We start from the raw sequence: 16985 nt of genomic DNA, 5'->3' as shown, positions 1-16985 counted from the left end.
CAGAAAGAAACGGACAGGATTCGTCCGCTTCTATTCCTTTTATTCTTTCCAGTTGTAATAGTCCATGACTCCAAGTGCAATCGCTCTCGCTGCGGCCTCACGGTAGTGCTGGGTCTTCAGCTTTCCTGCATCTTCTTTGTTCGTCAGAAAACCGATTTCCGTAAGGACAGCCGTCAACGACGTCTCTCTTATGACGTGGAAGTTCCCGTTTTTGACTCCACGGTCTGTCATATCCATCTCTTTGTAAAGTCTTTCGTTGATGAATTTGGCCAGCTTATAGCTGTTGAATTCTCTGCTGGACATACCGCTTGCGTAATAGAAGGTCTCTACACCGTTTGCGCCTTCGGAAGCGGCGTTCGCATGAATACTCACGAATTCCGTAGCGTTATTACGCTCGGCGATAGCTACCCGGCCTGACAGGGAAGGATACCAGTCCGACTGTCTCGTCATTACTACGTCCATTCCTGCGTTCTCCAGGTACTCCCGCGTTTTCTTACTCACATCAAGCACGAGCTCTTTCTCCACGATACCGTTCGCCGAAGCGCCTGGATCTCTTTCCCCGTGTCCCGGGTCGATGGCGACTTTATACGTCTTCGATGGCTTATCCATCAGGTACGCGGAATGCACATACCCTTTTATGTTGTCGGAAGAAATGTAGTACCAGCTGCCTTCTTTCTTATAAACGGAGACGGTATCCCCCGTATAAATTTTGCCGACGATCTGGTTATTCGATCCGGCTCCATTCCTTACGTTCAGGAAATCAGCCGTAACAATCTGCTTTTCAAGCACTTCCATCGGCTCTTCCGTACCCGACGAAACTTTAAATTCCTTGTTCATGCCGCGTGCAACGAACAGGGAGAATTCTGTGCGGGAAATGATTCTGTCCGGCTTATATTCTCCGGAAGGAAACCCTTCTGAAATACCTGCAGTACTGAGCTTGTTCACATAGTCATAGAGTTTCGACGATTTAGGAATGTCCGTGAACGTAACGTCGCTCTTCGCCTCAAGGCGCAGTGCTTTAACGATCAGGTAAGCCATTTCCGCTCTTGTCATGCTCTTGTTCGGACGGTAGTCACCCTCCGGAAAACCGGTGATGATACCTTTATCTTTAGCAGACTGTATATATCCGGAAGCGTACAAGCCCTTGTCTACATCAGGGAAATCTGTACTTCTTTTTTCACCGGGAAGTCCGAGCATTCTCCCTACCATGACCGCAGCCTGGGCTCTCGTAACTTTGTCATCTCCGTGAAAATCTCCGTCCGGATATCCTTGGATGATGTTCTCACTGATCAAATAGTTTATTTCTTTACTGTACTTACCGGGAACCCCGGTGACCGTGTCAGCTGACACACTGCCTGCTCCCATACTCAACAACAGAACAGCGACGAGGACGACGACCGCATAGCGTAAACCCTTACCTCTCATTCACTTAACCCCTTTTCCTGATTTATTACTTACGCTCCGGTCCGAATGATCGGAGCACGAGAATTTTTCCTCACTATTTGTTGTATCGATTAATTTTAAGTTTATTAAACAGGACTTTTTAACCAATTAACAAAATTCCCGGTTTTAAGACTCAAAAATCGGGTATTCATTTCCCTTTTCAGTTCATTAAAACTCCTGTTTACCAGCGTTTAATGGTCAAAAATATAGATTACTTAAAAAATTGTTGTTTTTTCCTAAAATTCAGCTATTCAAACGTGTTCTAATCTGATAGTTTATTATAGAGAACGAAAAAGCACAAGGAGGAGTTTTGTTTGATGAAAAAGATTTCCGTTTTTCTGGTCACTTTATTGATGCTCCTGTCCATTTCGGCCCCGGCCCTGCACGCGCAGGATGATATCTCAGGGTCACCTTTTGAAGAAGATATGAGATCGCTGATAGATAAAGAAATAATGCAGGGCTTCGAGGACGGTACATATAGGCCAAAAGCTGAGGTGACGCGCGCTCAGTTCACAGCGTTCATCACAAGGGCGCTTGATCTACCGGTGACAGAAGAAGTCATCACTGAGCTACAGTCGCTCGATCCAACTTCTTTTTCCGATGTGGATCCGGGCAGATGGTATTACCCTTATATACTCGTTGCGAACAACGAAGGTCTGATTCAGGGTTACCCGGGTGGCACTTTTAAACCGAACGAAAAAATAAGCCGTCAGAATATGGCCGTCATCATGATGAATGCAGCCAAATCCAAAGGTATCGTTACGGAAACGGAACCTCTGACGTTCAAAGACAACGGAAAGATCCGGTCTTACGCGAAAGAAGCGGTCCAGATTCTTACGGGACTGGAAATCATCAACGGGAAAGTAATTAACGGGGGCTCTTACTTCGCTCCTTCCGACCTTACGACGAGGGGGGAAACGGCAGCCGTGATCAACAGATTACTGAAAGTACTGAACCCTCCGGAAGAGAAATATAACTACAGTGTGGCCACGCTTGGCAAAGACAAAGAGCCGGTCATCCATAAGAGTTATAAAACATACGACCAGGCTGTCTCCAACGCCTCTTCCGGTCAGGTCGTGCTGAAAGGGAACAGCGTCGCCTGGATCAAAGACGGGAAAGCCGTCTCGAACACTTTCACAAGTATTTACAAAGATAAGAATCTCTCAAGCTCTCTGACGTACTTCACCTCGGGCGTCGAAGTGAAACTGCTCGACCTTACTGAAGATTATGCGAAAGTCCAACTTGCCGACACGGTCGGTTATGTAGCTCAGGAGGACATCAATCTTGTTCCTTCTTCCATGATCGAGGGACGTTCGTATTACTATGCGAAGAACGGAGACCTGTACCATTACAAGTACAATACATCCCTTAAATCAGGAAGCTCCTACGTATACGGAAAAGCTCCTTCTTTCATGCGGGAAGGACGGAAGTATTACAGCTATAATGGCAACACTTTTCTGAACGAAAACGGCAGCAAAGCAGGAGGTGCGTATCAGTATTTCAACCGCCTCCCTCTTTACAGTGATACGTCCTACACAGCGGAACAGCTCGACAATTTCATCGCCGCCGAACAGCCGAATAGTCCGCTTATCGGTACCGGTGATGACTTCAAGAAAGCCGAAAAACTGCACGGAACGAACGCATTGTACCTGATGGCCCACGCCATCCATGAGAGTAACTGGGGTAAGAGCCGGATCGCCCAGGATAAAAACAACCTGTTCGGTATAGGAGCGAGAGACGGCACTCCTTACGAAAGTGCCTACTCCTATAAGAACTTCGAAACGGGCATTCTTGAAGCGGCGGAAGATTTCATCGTTCCCGGCTATTTCGAGAACACGTGGAAGAGCTACGGAGCTCATCTCGGCAACAAGAGCTCCGGTATGAACGTCTACTACGCCTCAGACCCGTACTGGGGACAGAAGATCGCCGGCCATATGTACAGAGCCGATAAATATTTAAGCAAAAAATATGGAGGGAAAAGCGAACGCGGCGCTTCTCCTCTCGCGGAAACGCTGAAGCCGGATACGAACGTCCGCACCAGCGCCAGAACTTCCGCCGGCAAAATTTACTCGCTCGGGAAAGCAGGAAGTACCGTACAGATTCTTGATACGGTGAACACATCGAGTGAAGGTACGTGGTATGAAGTCACGACGAAAGACTATGAATCAGGAAAAACGGGTGTAAAACCTGTCGATCACGGCGAAGGTTTTGTTTACAGCCATAATGGACGATATGGAACGAATCTGGAAAAACTCAATATCGCTGAATAATCGGCACCAGGGGAGTAATCGCTTTTAATGATTACTCCCCTGTTCTTTTCGTGATAAAATGGAAATGATGAGATATAAAACATAAGGAAAATAAAGGATGAGAATTTATGCACCTGGTCATATCAGGATACTACGGTTTTCAGAATACGGGGGATGAGGCTATTCTGCAGGCGATGGTTTATCAGCTTCGCCGGCAGGAACCCGGAGTGCGGCTTACCGTCCTCTCCAACGACCCCGTCACTACGTGCAGTAACTACGAGGTGGAAGGCGTAAACAGGTGGGATATGGCTCAGATCCGCAGGGTCATCCGTCAGGCAGACGGACTGATCAGCGGCGGAGGCAGCCTGTTTCAGGATGTTACAAGCCTCAACACCCTTATTTATTACACTTCTATCGTCAGTATAGCCAAATTTCATAATAAACCCGTATTTCTTTACAGCCAGGGCGTCGGTCCGCTCGAGCGGCCCATCTCCCGTCTTATGACCCGGAGAGCTCTGAAGAACGTGGAAGGTACGGTAAGGGATGCACAATCACTCAATTTTCTTCATAGAATGGGAGTGAAAGGACCGTTCTCGGTGTCACCCGACCCGGTGCTGGGCTCTGTATTCGCAGAACCCTCCTGTACATGGCTTGAAGAGAAGAAACTCACTTCCGAGATTGTGACGGTCAGCCTGCGGGACTGGACCGTTTCACGGGAATATAAACACGGGCTCGCCTCCGCTCTCGACCGCCTTGCAGAGTCAGGATATACCGTTCTTTTCATTTCGATGCACGGCGTCCCGGACACGGAGGCTGCCGAAGATATTGCACATCTCATGAAAACGGAGCCCCTGATCAGCCCTTCTCATTTATCTCTTGAAGAGAAAGCGGCACTCATCGAGTCGTCCGCTCTGCTCATAGGAATGCGTCTGCACTCTCTTATTCTGGCGGCGAACGCCTTCGTTCCTTTCGCAGCTATTTCGTACGACCCGAAGATCGATTCGTTCGCAAAAGAACTGAAACAGCCGGTCCTCGGAGACGTAAATGATGAAAAAGAAACGTGGGACCCCGCTAAAATGAACGCGTCTTTCGAACATCTGTCAGATGAGGATAATTATGCGGAATATTGTACAACCGTCCGCTTTCTTATAAAAGAAGCCGAAAAAACCCCGGGACTGGCCCTCCGTTACTTCAGAAAGAGGCTTGACTGAACCGGTCGCCGAAAGAACTCTGTAAATCACTAAAGGAGATTCATATGGAAACGAAGAACGTGGATATCCTCGGGATACCTGTAAGCAGTATCGATCGTCATACACTTAAAAATAATCTCATTTCTCATATCGAAAACGCGGAAAAATCATTTGTCGTAACTGCCAACCCGGAAATCGTTATGACGGCAAAGAAGAACAATTCTTATATGAGTGCTATCCTGTCCGCTTCGTATATTACCGCAGACGGCATCGGTATCGTTAAAGCCTCCCGGATCATGAACAACCCTCTTCCGGAGAGAGTCGCAGGGTACGACCTTATGGTTGATTTTATAAGAGTCTCCCAGGAATATTCCTATAAAATTTTCCTGCTCGGAGCTAAACCCGAAGTCATCACCCAGACTGTGCGTAACCTTGAGAAATACTACCCGAATCTGCACATCGCCGGTTATCACGACGGGTACTTCAACATACATGATGAAGAAGAGACGACATTGATTGTGGAACGGATTCGGGCGTTGGAACCGGACCTTATATTCGTCGGGCTCGGAGTACCGCGTCAGGAAGAATGGGTCGCCGAAAACTATCACCGATTCGACAAAGGTGTCTTCCTCTGCGTGGGAGGCAGCTTCGATGTACTTGCCGGCGTTACGAAGAGAGCACCCATCTCCTGGCAGAACTGCAACCTGGAATGGCTGTACCGTCTCCTCCAGCAGCCTGCAAGATGGAGACGCATGATTTCTCTCCCCCAGTTTGCTCTCAGCGTACTCAAAGAAAAAGTGCGGATGCGAAAATGAAGACGAACGGGCTTATGAAAGGTGCGGTTCTATTATCCGCGTCGATTCTTCTCTCAAAAATTCTCGGAAGCTTTTTCAGAATTCCGCTCCAGAATATTGCGGGTGACTCGGTACTCGGTATTTTTTCGCTCGTCTACCCGGTATATATGGTAGCGCTCACTCTATCCGTAGCCGGTATACCGCTTGCGCTGTCGAAGCTGATTGCAGAAAGGGAAAGTTCCCGGGAGATCCGGGTCATACATAGAACCGCCAACGTGTTAGGCGCGCTCCTCGGAGTCAGCGCTTTTCTTATCGTTAACGTATTAGCTTCTCCCCTGGCCACAGCTCTCGGCGGCCCTTCCACACTTCCTGCGATCCGGGCCGTGTCTTTCGCTCTCCTTTTCGCCCCTTATATGGCGGTGTACAGAGGATATTTTCAAGGCACCGGCGATATGACACCGACGGCTCTCTCCCAGGTCATGGAACAGACGGTGAGAGTTGCGGTGATTATAGGGGCAGCCTACATCTCCGTCCGCATGGGAATGGAAGCATCCACGACGGCCGGGTTCGTCATGACGAGTTCGACAGTGGGGGTCGCCGCTTCTTTCCTCTATCTCGTTTTCCGTTACTCAAAAGTACCGTCTGCGAGAAGGAAATTCACCGGAACATATACTCTTGAAGATTTCCGGGTGTGGAGTAAATACATACTTAAAATTTCGCTCCCGATCGCTTTCGGTACCCTCACGGTGCCACTGCTTCAGTTCGTGGACGCCGTCACGATTCCGGCCGGCCTCCGGGCCGACTCGAACTACCTCTTCGGGCTGTACGGCCGGGGCTTATCGCTTATTCAGATTTCGACCGTTTTTGCAACAGCCGTCATCTATCCCCTTCTTCCGGCCATCTCGCACCGGCTTGCAGCCGGCGATGTCTCCGGAGTGAAACTGGATATCCGTAATGCAGACAGGTGGAATCATCTGGTTTCCTGGCCGGCGGCTTGCGGTTTTGTCGTCCTGGCCCTTCCGCTGAACGTGGCCCTGTTCACCGATGCATCCGGCACCTTAGTCATGGCCATTCTCGGAGCGAGCTCTGTGTTCATTTCCTTTTCCATTATTACGACAGGTATACTGCAGGGGCTCGGCAAAGGGAAACAGGCGGCTGTGGTCATTTCAACAGCAGCCGTTTTGAAAATCGTTCTTAACCTGCTGGTTGTCCCAGCATTCGGACTCACGGGTGCCGCTCTCATCAATGTGCTGACCTTCCTGTTTATTTATATCGGTAATGCGCTGCTTGTTAAGAGATCTGCACAGCTGCGTCTGGTACCGGACCGGTTTTTGCGGCTGCTCGGGAGTACTTTAATGTCCGGCGCGGCGATGGCTGTACCTTTCCTGTTTTTTTCCCCGGGGGGCTGGACGAGAGGAGAAGCTTTTCTGTTTGTAATGATTTCCCTTTCGGCAGGGGCCTTAGTTTATGGAGGCAGCTTACTTGTGTTGAGAGTAGTGTCCTTACAGGAGCTGAAACTGCTCGTTAAACGGTGAGAAATCGGGGTTCTGTAGTTTGCGTGCCCTTCGGGGGCGTATCGTTGCGTTGAAGGTCACGATTACGGGGGAATCGTGACTTTCGGATGTTATTTTTCTTACTGAAGGTAACGATTACTGCCTAATCGTGACCTTCAGCCTCAAATTCTCCTTCTCAACGTCACAATTAAGATACAAAAAAGCCACGGAGCGTTCTATCGCCTCCGTGGCTTTAAATTATTTATTGTAAACAGTAGGACGTCCTATCGAGTGATATTCAAGTCCCGTGTTTTCGATTTCTTTAAGGCCGTAGCAGTTGCGGCCGTCGAAAACGACAGGGTTAGTGAGAGATTTCGCATAGCTCTCCGGAGAATACTCCTTGATCTCTTTCCAGTCCGTCATAATGACGGCGAAATCTTTACCGTCGATGGCTTCTTCGACCGAATCCATGTAGTTGGTAGCACCCGGCAGATACGTTCTCGCGTTTTCGCTTGCGATTGGATCATACGCGTACACTTCCGCTCCCGCATCGACAAGCTCACGTACAACCTTGATCGACGGGGCGTCTCTCATATCGTCCGTATTCGGTTTAAAAGCAAGACCTAAAACGGCGATTCTTTTATTCTCAAGATCCGGGAAAACTTTCTTGATCTTGTCCACGATAATACGCTGTTGCCCTTCGTTCGTAGCGATGACGCTGTCCACGATAGTAAGATCATAATCTACACTTTGAGCGATGGCACTGAGGGCGCTCGTATCTTTCGGGAAGCAGGAGCCGCCGTAGCCGACTCCCGCGTTCAGGAATTTGTCGCCGATACGCTTGTCCATGCCCATACCCTTCGCGACGCTTTCGACGTTTGCGCCGATCCGTTCGCACAGATTACTGAGCTGGTTGATGAAGCTGATCTTTGTCGCAAGGAAGGCGTTCGACGCGTACTTGATCATTTCGGCACTGCGCAGGTCGGTCATGATGATCGGAACGCCGAACGGTTCGAATATGCTCTTCACTTTTTCAACGGCCTGTTCACTCTCGCCTCCGACGACGATGCGGTCCCCGTTGAATGTGTCATGAATAGCGGAACCTTCGCGCAGGAATTCCGGATTGGAAATGACCTCGACGCTGTAAGATCCGTTATGGTGTTTCTCGATTTCGTTCTTCACGTGCTCGTTCGTACCGACCGGCACCGTACTTTTCGTAACGACGATCATGTCGTTCGTCATCGTTTCGGCGATGCTGCGGCAGGCGTTATTCAGGTAAACGAGCTCTGCGGAACCGTCATCCGCCTGCGGCGTACCGACAGCGATGATGACGATGTCGCGGCCCCGCATGGCCGTCTCGTAGCTGTCTGTGAAATCAAGACGGCCTGCATCGATATTCTTTTTCATCATATCCTCAAGACCCGGCTCATAAATAGGCGACTCCGAACGGTTCAGCCGCTCCACCTTCCTGGAGTCGATATCCAGGCAGGTAATTTCATGGCCGACTTCTGAAAGACATACCCCTGTGACAAGTCCTACATATCCTGTACCAATTACTGAAATTTTCATTGTCTCACCTGTTTCCTCACTTATATTTCTCCAGTTTATCCTCAAGAAGCTGCAGTATATCCTCTTTCAGATCGCTGCGGTTCAGTGCAAAATCAATCTGGGCATCGATGAACCCGAGTTTGTTTCCGATATCGAATCTTTCACCCACGAAATTGTAAGCCAGTACCTTCTGTGTATTCGTCAGCTTTTTGATGGCGTCCGTAAGCTGGATTTCATTGCCTGCTCCGGGTGGAAGTGTTTCAAGAATATCGAACACTTCCGGCGTAAGAATATACCGGCCCATAATCGCAAGGTTCGACGGAGCATCTTCAAGGGCAGGTTTCTCCACAAGGTCCTCGACTTCGACGTATCCGTCCGACAGTTCTTCGTTATTCTTCGTCTTAATGATACCGTAGCTTGAGACCTGGTTCTCCGGTACGTCCTGGACGCCGACGACGGATGCTTCTTCCTTCTCGTACACATCCATCAGCTGACGCAGACACGGAGTTCCATTCGCCTGTACGATGTCGTCCCCGAGCAGAACAGCGAACGGTTCGTTGCCGATGAACCGGCTGGCAGTGGCGATTGCGTGACCAAGTCCTTTCTGTTCCTTCTGTCTTATGTAGTGGATGTTCGCAAGGTTGGAAATGTCCTCCACTTCTTTGAGCAGATCATACTTCTCTTTCTCCTCAAGCTTTTCTTCAAGCTCGTATGATTTGTCGAAGTGGTCCTCGATTGCCCGCTTGCCGCGGCCGGAGACGATAATGATATCCTCGATGCCCGAATCCACTGCTTCCTCGACGATATACTGAATCGTCGGTTTATCTACAATCGGAAGCATTTCTTTCGGCTGAGCTTTTGTTGCAGGTAAAAAACGTGTACCGAGTCCCGCTGCCGGGATAATAGCTTTTTTCACTTTCATTTGACCTCCACCTTTCTATCCATTTCCTTCAATTCTATCATAAATTTTCTATATATGTTTCCAGCAGGTTGATCATACCCGCTTTTCCTGAGACGAAAGCCTCCGGTTCAAAGTTCCTGGCCTGGGCGATCACTTCCGCGAGGTCTTTCCCCGGGGCCCAACTGAGGATATGGCCCTGTTCCTCGAAGACGTTAACCAGTTCGAGCTGATGGTCGTCGTTGTGCTCCCCGAATTCCGCCAGGCGGGCTACCGCAATCACCTTCTTTCCCTTTTTGAGGGCGGTCGTCACCGAGCCGGTTCCTGCATGAGTAATGATCAGGTCCGCCTGATCGAAGAGCTTGTCCATCTCCTCATAGCTGACGAAAGGAGAGAAAGTCATATATTCGCTGCTGTAGGACGTGTGACCGTTCTGCACGATGATCTCCTCGTCAATGACCCCGTCAATCTTCAGCCTTTCCACTTCTTTCAAGAGTCGCGGAAAGGGGAGCTCATGCGTACCGAGAATTACAAAAATCAATAGATCGACCCCCCGTTCACTGCTTTCGGGTAGACTTTCTTCATCGATTCCCACTGCACGACGAAAAGGTCGGCAATCGGATAGACGAGTCTGCCGGACAAGTTTGGTGACGTAGTTTTGGCGAAACTTTCAATGTAAATCACTTTCTTCCGGAAAAGCTTCGCTATGTAGCACATCGGCACCGCCGTGTGAGCTCCGGTCGTAATTACCACGTCCGGCCTTTCTCTTAAGAAAAGGAAAAAAGACTTCATGATGTTGAAGGAAAACTTGAAAATGTACCGCACCGGATAGTTCCTGCCCCCGTAAACGAGGAAGGAGACCGGGTGCTTCTTCTTCATTTGTTTCGTAATCGCCGATTTTTCGGTCACGATGTGGTAGTCATACTGGGAAAACAATGGTTCGAGCTGAAGGAGTTGAGTGAGATGTCCCCCGATTGAAGATATCAGCAGTAATTTTTTATCTTTACCCATTCATTTCTCCCCCATCTCTTCGTACATCTGTCCCAGCTTACGTACCACCGTTTCTAAATCATGTTTCTGTGCCATCGTTTCTCCCTGTTCTGTGTACGTTTTTCTCAATTCCGGGTCGTTGATAAGCTTGTTCATGCTTTCAGCCAGTGCACGCTCGTTCTGCGGTTCCACAAGTTCGCCTCTCCCGTCTGCCAGCACATACTGCAACCCGCCGACGCGGGTACCAAGTACCGGCGTATTGCAGGCCATCGCTTCGATAGCGACGAGACCGAGGCCTTCCATGTGGGACGGCAGGACGAACAGATCGGCCGCCGACATCCACTCGGCCAGTTTATCCTGATTGACGGAAGGGTGGAAATGGATACGACTTTCGGGCGATTCCGGAATAGCCGCTCTCACTTCGTTGTAAAAGTCCGGTTCCTTCACTTCGCCGACGAGGTGAAGATGAACGCTGCTGTTCTGCTTTTCTACTTCCCGAAAACCGTTCACCAGCTCTTCGATTCCCTTCGCTTTAATTATATTGCCTACGTACAGGATATGAAAACAGTTAACATCAAGCCCGAGCATTTTTTTGCTGACACTTTTATCCCGCGGGTAGAATTTGTTACGGTCCACTCCCATGCTGAGGACGGATATTTTCTCCGGGTCCCCGCCGAAATCGCTGATCATATCCTGCCGCAATCCTTCTCCGGCTGCGATGATCGCATCCGCATCCCGGAGTATCCGTTTCGTTTCTCCGGCAATCAGATTGTTTTTTCTTGCCATCCGGTCGATATCACCGCCGTGAGCAGTGACGATCATAGGGGCTCCGGATATTTTTTTGAAGATCCGGGCGAGGAGACCGCTCGGGAATACGTAGTGGGCATGGATGACATCGTATTTTTTCCTGTTCTTAAGAAGCTGCCAGGCAAACTTGCCGAGCCACTTTACGTACTTCTGTATGACAAATTTTTTCCCCATACGCGGGTCACGGATGCCGAGTACGTCTATTTCAAAACCGCGACTGCGAAGCATTTCCACGTGATTCTTGACGAAGATACCGAATGTTCTGCTTCGTTTTCCCGGATACATATTGGAAATCACTAAGATTCTCTTCATAAAGAAGCTGCTCCTTTTTTATCTGAAATGATAGCTCTCACGGCTATTCTGTCTATACAGCTGATACGTTTCGAAGTTTAAATAGACGACTGCAAGGGCCAGGTAGAAACCGGAAGCCGGAGAAGACAATACGTGCCCGGCGGTAAATGCAGCTCCGAGTCCGAGACCGACAGCCGTTCCTGTAAGCAGGAAGTACGGCGTGAACACTTTCCCTTTCGCTTTGACAATTAATACGACAGTCCTTCCGAGAAGGAACCAGATGGGAGCACTCAATAGGATAAAGCCTATAATTCCGAAGTTGAAGAACCAGTCAAAGAAGTCCATCTCCACCAGTTTCGGATCTCCTTCATAATTCCCGCCGTACCCCATGCCGAGAAGCTTCTGGGTGATGACCGCTTCTTTATAGTCCACCAGCTGCGCGTCAAAGAAGTCACCGCGACTGCTCAGTAATTGTTCCACTGATTGAGAAGTTCCTCCGGTACTGTTGTCCGCAGTCTCTCCCCCCTCTTCCGCTGAACCTCCGCCCGGGCTGTTTGCCGGGTCGTTGTCCTGCTGCGCTTCCTGCTCTTCTTCAATCTGACTTATCGTCAGATCCAGGTTATTCCCGATAGCCGTATAAGGAATAGCCATAACCGTCAGCAGAAGAAGGACGGGCAATACGACAACATTGTGCCATCCCTTCTTCTTCCACCACTGAATCAGCGCTGCCAGAATACCTACGGCGAGAAGTGCGAGTATGGAACCGAGGGCGACTTTTGTGCCGACGGTCAGAGCCGCATAAATGGTCAGACCCACCAGCGGAAGCTTCCAGAGTGACTCTTTCTCCCCGTCACGGACCATGTAGGCGAGCAGCATGAAACCGAAGCCCATGCCGATAATAATACTGATCTCATTACCGGAGAAGAACCATCCGGAGTGCCCTTCTTTCGCGAGATAACCATAACTCCTTTTTCCGGTGTCCGTTATGGACGCCACGACCATGACGATACTCACGACAGAGATGGCCCAGAATACGAGCTGTCTGATCAGAGCTTTCCACTTGATTCTTGAGTAAAGAGCTTCAATTACAAAGTAATAAATGACGATCATCATTACAACATACGCTGTTTTTGTTAAATAAGTAATCTCCGCTACTAACGAGAACGGATCTTTGAAAATATAGTTGTTGATAAGATTCAAAGCAAAAAACGCGGCGGCTGCTCCAATGTACAGGAGAGCTATTTTCTTCCCTTTAGACGGTGCTGTCAGAAAAACGACGTAAAAAACACCCGCCATCATGGAAAGGACACGTACAGGCTCAGAGACAGGCAGATTCACGAAAGCTGTGATATCAAGAAAAGGCTGCAGCAGAATGTACAGCAGGAAATATACCTCCAGCCCTTTTTTCAATTTGTTATTATCGCTGATCGCTTGCATTTAATAAATCCTCCTAGGTATCTCTTCATATCTATCACGGCTCCTAAAGATAGCCTTTTCGGATATAAAGATATTTTATGTCTGTGATGATACTTTTTTTATGTAACAGTGTGATTCGCTGTATGCGTGCTGATGGTTTTGCGACCTCCGTGCTTCTTCCATGTGACAACCTCTTTCATCAATCATTAAAGTTGCACTGCAACATTATAACATTAAATCGCTTTGATAAAGGGGGGGCAATCCAGTTTCTTTTTCGAAAATAGTAAGGAAGTTATACGTTTCTATAATAAAAAGTATATTTCCGTGCTCCCTTCCCTCAAATCCGGCAGCAGAGGATTGTAGTATTTCCGGGGAAATAAAGATGCACACCGTTATTTATCTTCATCTATTCTACCGTACTATGAGAGTATGTACAAAGGTGTACCGGAGAAAAGAAGGCGGCCAGGAAATCGTGACGTTCAGATGCTTTTAGGAGGTGCGAAGGGCACGATTATTCAGTAATCGTTACCTTCGGAGGCTTTCAAGAGGTGCGAAGGGCACGATTCGGACGGTTTCCTTACCTTCGGGCGGATGAAGGGCTCCTGAAGGGAACGAAAGAAATAGAATAACACACTGAAAAGACCGCTCTCAAAAACGAGGCGGTCCTTTTTCACGCGGCTGATTTGTTTTTTCTCGTACGAATCAAAGGAACGATAAAAGATAAGGCGCTCACTACGTAAAGGCTGATCGATACGGGGTCGGATATTAGTGCCATAACATTCCCGCCGGAAGCAGTTAAGGCCTGTCGCAGCGACTGTTCCATCATACCTCCGAGTATAAACGCCAGAATGAACGGAGCGGCCGGGAAGTTCAGAATTCTCATAAAGTAGCCAACTACCCCGAAAAAGAGCAGGACGTAAAGGTCGAACGTGTTAAAACTGATGGAGTACACTCCTATTAAACTGAAGATGATGACAAGCGAAATGAGCAGCGGTCTGGATATTTTCAGTATTTTAGCAATGTAAGGTATTAATGGCAGGTTTAATATCAGCAGGAAAATATTCCCTATATACATACTTGCGATAATACCCCAGAAGACGTCCGGGCTTTCCTGCACGAGCAGCGGTCCCGGCTGAATACCGAGTACCAGCAGAGCACCCAGCATGACGGCCGTTGTACCGGATCCCGGGATCCCAAGACTCAGGAGTGGTACAAATGCACCGCTGGTCGCAGCGTTGTTCGCCGTTTCAGGAGCGGCCAGCCCCTTAATGGAACCTTTCCCGAATTTTTCAGGATTTTTAGCGATCCGTTTCTCGGAAATATAGCCGATGAAAGAAGCGATGGTTGCACCAGCTCCCGGCAAAACACCGAGAAGAAAACCGAGGAACGACTGACGTGTCATGGGTCCTCTCATTTCTTTGAAATCTTCTTTAGAAAGACGAAGGCTTCCGATGTCCCCCTGATCACTTAGGGAAGTATCTTTTCTTTTAATGATCAAAAAACAGACTTCCGCAATAGCAAATAATCCAAGGGCGATTACGAGAAAATCGATCCCTTCCATAAGGTTTGGGTTGTTGAATGTAAAACGGCTCGTTCCCGTCTGACCATCAAGGCCGATAGTAGCAGTCATGAACCCTATCGTTGCAGTGATCAGCGCTTTCGTCGTCGAACCGTCGGACAGACTTGAAATAGCAGTCAGTCCGAGGAACATCAGAGCGAAGTACTGAGCAGGACCGAAAGAGACTGCCACCTGTGAAAGCATCGGGGCAAACAGCATCAATAGTACGACCGATACCGTACCGCCGACGAAGGATGAAATCGCGGCAATCGCTAAAGCTTTACCCGCTTCCCCCCTCTGTGCCATAGGGTACCCGTCAAAGGACGATGCTACCGTTCCGGAAATGCCGGGAGCGTTCAGAAGAATGGAAGACGTCGATCCTCCAAAAACCGCTCCGTAATATACTCCTGCCATCATGATCAGAGCAACCGATGCTTCCATCCCGTAAGTGACAGGAATCATGATAGCTATTGCGCTGATCGGTCCCAGCCCGGGCATCATTCCTATAAGTGTTCCGGCGATGACACCGATCAGTACAAACAGGATGCCCTGCAAACTGAAAGCAACCTGGAATCCCTGAGCTATTCCTTCCATTGCACCCATACGTGTTTCCTCCTTTCTAAAATGGCAATATGCCTTGTGGCAGAATAATGTTAAGAAGATAAGTGAACGTTACATAAAGCACTCCTGGAACGATGATCGACACCAGCACATTCGTAATATGTTTTCTGTAACCGAGAAACAGAGAACATCCAAAAATAAACAGAGCAGAGGTAACGATGAAGCCCAGAATTTCGAGAAGAAATATGTAAAGGAAAATCAAAACTCCTACTCCGAGCATAATCGGAATTTCTTTCTTCGGTACGTTGCGCTTCTCTTTATCCTCTTCAGTCTCCGAGGATTTGTCGAAAAACAGAATGACTGCAAGCCCGATAAGCAAGTACCCCAACACTTTAGGGACGGCATCGGCGTCTACAGGAACGTACGGATATTTCTTCAAATTGTACGCTGCATAAAGATAGCCGACTGCAAGTACAATCAGAAAAATACTGACTTTCTGATTCATCGTCTTCAACATATCAACACCTCCCTGGTGAATTCACTTAAGGAAAGGACCTTTCGTAAAAAGGCCCTTTCTTCAACCATTATTTTTTCATGTCCAGTTCATCCAGAAGGGCTCCCAATTCTTCTGTCTGTTTCTGGAGAAATTCCTTGTACTCGTCACTGTTCATATACATTTCATTCCATCCGTAGTTATCACGAATATCGGCAAAGGCCTCGGATTCGCTCACTTCTTTCAACTTTTCTTCGTAGAAAGAAACTTGAGCTTCCGTCATGTCACCGGGGCCGAAGAACCCTCTCCAGTTAACGAACGTTGCATCAATTCCCTGTTCCTTGGCGGTAGGGAATTCAGAAAGGACTTCGCCGTCGAGACGTTCTTCTGCTGTGATACCGAGAACTTTCACTTCTCCTGCTTTCACCTGTTCCACCGTCTCTGCCACACCCGTAGAGTAGACATCAGCGCTGCCATTCATGATCTGAGTCATACCACCTGCGTCCTGAGCAGATACGTATTTAATTTTTTTGATGTCCACGCCTGCTTTTTTCGCTATAGAAACAAATTGCATGTGGTCCATGGATCCGGGAGAAGACGTCCCCACGACCGTTACGCTTGAAGGGTCTTTCTTCATATCCTCGAACAATTCGTTCAGGTCATTCCACTTGGCATCTGCGTCCACTGCGAACGCACCGTAGTCAGCGATCATGTTAGCCAGAGGAGTGAAATCTTCATAGCTGAGCTCCGACTGGCCATTCAACGGGATAAATACGAGAGGCGGTGAGGAAACGAAAATATTGTGAGGGTTGTTCGTGCTGTTTATGTAAGACCACCCTACGGCACCACCTCCACCTTCTTTGTTCACGACGCCCACACTTTTGTCCATAATGTCTTCTTCTTCAAGGATTTTCCCTACACTTCGTGCTGTAGTGTCCCAACCGCCGCCAGCTCCGGCCGGTGCTACAATTTCAACGTTCTTCTCAGGTTTCCAGTCCTCGCTTCCTTCTCCTTCACCGCCCCCTGAACTCTCTTCACTACCGGAACTTCCGCAAGCTGCCAGAACAAAAATAAACATGATAGAGATAAAGACGAATATTTTTTTCATGTTACAACTCCCCTTCTTTTTGTAATAATTCCACTTTATATTATAATTTTCTGAATGTAACCGTTTTCAAATTATCCTTCATTAGAAAAGTTAAATGAATTAAACAAATAAAATTCACGAAAAAGATCAGCCGGTTTATCCAGCTG

14 protein-coding genes are annotated in these 16985 nt (G+C 48.4%); 4 read left to right on the top strand and 10 right to left on the bottom strand.

Going from position 1 to position 16985, the window contains the following annotated elements:
• Nucleotides 1-39 precede the first annotated feature (39 nt).
• Complete coding sequence (locus AAV35_RS02470) at nt 40-1425, bottom strand: N-acetylmuramoyl-L-alanine amidase (protein WP_008590396.1); 1386 nt, start codon at nt 1423-1425, stop codon at nt 40-42.
• Between the two features lie 335 nt (nt 1426-1760).
• On the opposite strand from AAV35_RS02470, the gene AAV35_RS02465 reads away from it, so the two are divergent.
• The 4 genes from AAV35_RS02465 to AAV35_RS02450 all read left to right on the top strand — a co-directional run bounded on the left by AAV35_RS02465 (nt 1761) and on the right by AAV35_RS02450 (nt 7211).
• Nucleotides 1761-3713, top strand: coding sequence for an S-layer homology domain-containing protein (locus tag AAV35_RS02465; RefSeq protein WP_008590399.1), 1953 nt, complete (start codon nt 1761-1763; stop codon nt 3711-3713).
• 107 nt (nt 3714-3820) lie between these two features.
• Entirely contained in the window at nt 3821-4903 is a 1083-nt protein-coding gene (gene csaB / locus AAV35_RS02460; RefSeq protein ID WP_008590402.1) for a polysaccharide pyruvyl transferase CsaB, read from the top strand.
• 44 nt (nt 4904-4947) lie between these two features.
• The gene (locus AAV35_RS02455; protein ID WP_008590405.1) at nt 4948-5697 is read left to right on the top strand and encodes a WecB/TagA/CpsF family glycosyltransferase; all 750 of its coding nucleotides are present in this window, start codon (nt 4948-4950) and stop codon (nt 5695-5697) included.
• Nucleotides 5694-7211, top strand: a complete 1518-nt coding sequence (locus tag AAV35_RS02450) for a putative polysaccharide biosynthesis protein (RefSeq protein WP_008590407.1) — start codon at nt 5694-5696, stop codon at nt 7209-7211. Before AAV35_RS02455 ends, AAV35_RS02450 begins: the two co-directional genes overlap by 4 nt.
• Nucleotides 7212-7427: 216 nt before the next feature.
• Here AAV35_RS02450 and AAV35_RS02445 read toward each other — a convergent pair whose 3' ends face one another.
• The 9 genes from AAV35_RS02445 to AAV35_RS02405 form a co-directional block, all read right to left on the bottom strand.
• Nucleotides 7428-8738 carry a UDP-glucose dehydrogenase family protein gene (locus AAV35_RS02445; RefSeq protein WP_008590409.1) on the bottom strand — a complete coding sequence of 437 codons (1311 nt, stop codon included), beginning with the start codon at nt 8736-8738 and terminating at the stop codon, nt 7428-7430.
• Between the two features lie 16 nt (nt 8739-8754).
• On the bottom strand, nt 8755-9639 hold the full coding sequence (gene galU, locus AAV35_RS02440; RefSeq protein ID WP_008590411.1) for a UTP--glucose-1-phosphate uridylyltransferase GalU: 885 nt from the start codon (nt 9637-9639) through the stop codon (nt 8755-8757).
• A 37-nt stretch (nt 9640-9676) separates the two neighbouring features.
• Nucleotides 9677-10156 carry a PssE/Cps14G family polysaccharide biosynthesis glycosyltransferase gene (pssE, locus tag AAV35_RS02435; RefSeq protein WP_008590413.1) on the bottom strand — a complete coding sequence of 160 codons (480 nt, stop codon included), beginning with the start codon at nt 10154-10156 and terminating at the stop codon, nt 9677-9679.
• On the bottom strand, nt 10153-10626 hold the full coding sequence (pssD, locus tag AAV35_RS02430; RefSeq protein WP_008590416.1) for a PssD/Cps14F family polysaccharide biosynthesis glycosyltransferase: 474 nt from the start codon (nt 10624-10626) through the stop codon (nt 10153-10155). The genes pssE and pssD overlap by 4 nt, the downstream gene beginning before the upstream one ends.
• Nucleotides 10627-11724: a glycosyltransferase gene (locus tag AAV35_RS02425; protein WP_008590419.1), complete on the bottom strand. Its 1098-nt coding sequence runs from the start codon at nt 11722-11724 to the stop codon at nt 10627-10629.
• An 18-nt stretch (nt 11725-11742) separates the two neighbouring features.
• Nucleotides 11743-13140 (bottom strand): O-antigen ligase family protein, encoded by a 1398-nt coding sequence (locus AAV35_RS02420; protein WP_008590420.1) that lies wholly within the window; start codon nt 13138-13140, stop codon nt 11743-11745.
• Between the two features lie 649 nt (nt 13141-13789).
• A complete protein-coding gene (locus tag AAV35_RS02415) occupies nt 13790-15280 on the bottom strand; it encodes a tripartite tricarboxylate transporter permease (protein ID WP_008590422.1) in 1491 nt (496 codons plus the stop codon).
• Between the two features lie 16 nt (nt 15281-15296).
• Nucleotides 15297-15755: a tripartite tricarboxylate transporter TctB family protein gene (locus tag AAV35_RS02410; protein WP_008590425.1), complete on the bottom strand. Its 459-nt coding sequence runs from the start codon at nt 15753-15755 to the stop codon at nt 15297-15299.
• Between the two features lie 67 nt (nt 15756-15822).
• On the bottom strand, nt 15823-16839 hold the full coding sequence (locus tag AAV35_RS02405; RefSeq protein WP_008590427.1) for a tripartite tricarboxylate transporter substrate binding protein: 1017 nt from the start codon (nt 16837-16839) through the stop codon (nt 15823-15825).
• Between the last annotated feature and the right edge of the window lie 146 nt (nt 16840-16985).

The organism is Salimicrobium jeotgali, assembly GCF_001685435.2.
Classification (GTDB): domain Bacteria; phylum Bacillota; class Bacilli; order Bacillales; family Halobacillaceae; genus Salimicrobium; species Salimicrobium album.
The sequence above is the reverse complement of the archived record's forward strand: the minus strand, read 5'-3'. Positions and strand labels throughout refer to the sequence as shown.

Coding starts and splice junctions, on each gene's coding strand:
- pssD (WP_008590416.1), bottom strand. CDS start 10,626: ATGGGTAAAGATAAAAAATTACTGCTGATATCTTCAATCGGGGGACAT.
- AAV35_RS02470 (WP_008590396.1), bottom strand. CDS start 1,425: ATGAGAGGTAAGGGTTTACGCTATGCGGTCGTCGTCCTCGTCGCTGTT.
- AAV35_RS02450 (WP_008590407.1), top strand. CDS start 5,694: ATGAAGACGAACGGGCTTATGAAAGGTGCGGTTCTATTATCCGCGTCG.
- AAV35_RS02415 (WP_008590422.1), bottom strand. CDS start 15,280: ATGGGTGCAATGGAAGGAATAGCTCAGGGATTCCAGGTTGCTTTCAGT.
- galU (WP_008590411.1), bottom strand. CDS start 9,639: ATGAAAGTGAAAAAAGCTATTATCCCGGCAGCGGGACTCGGTACACGT.
- AAV35_RS02405 (WP_008590427.1), bottom strand. CDS start 16,839: ATGAAAAAAATATTCGTCTTTATCTCTATCATGTTTATTTTTGTTCTG.
- AAV35_RS02425 (WP_008590419.1), bottom strand. CDS start 11,724: ATGAAGAGAATCTTAGTGATTTCCAATATGTATCCGGGAAAACGAAGC.
- AAV35_RS02410 (WP_008590425.1), bottom strand. CDS start 15,755: ATGTTGAAGACGATGAATCAGAAAGTCAGTATTTTTCTGATTGTACTT.
- AAV35_RS02445 (WP_008590409.1), bottom strand. CDS start 8,738: ATGAAAATTTCAGTAATTGGTACAGGATATGTAGGACTTGTCACAGGG.
- AAV35_RS02455 (WP_008590405.1), top strand. CDS start 4,948: ATGGAAACGAAGAACGTGGATATCCTCGGGATACCTGTAAGCAGTATC.
- csaB (WP_008590402.1), top strand. CDS start 3,821: ATGCACCTGGTCATATCAGGATACTACGGTTTTCAGAATACGGGGGAT.
- AAV35_RS02465 (WP_008590399.1), top strand. CDS start 1,761: ATGAAAAAGATTTCCGTTTTTCTGGTCACTTTATTGATGCTCCTGTCC.
- AAV35_RS02420 (WP_008590420.1), bottom strand. CDS start 13,140: ATGCAAGCGATCAGCGATAATAACAAATTGAAAAAAGGGCTGGAGGTA.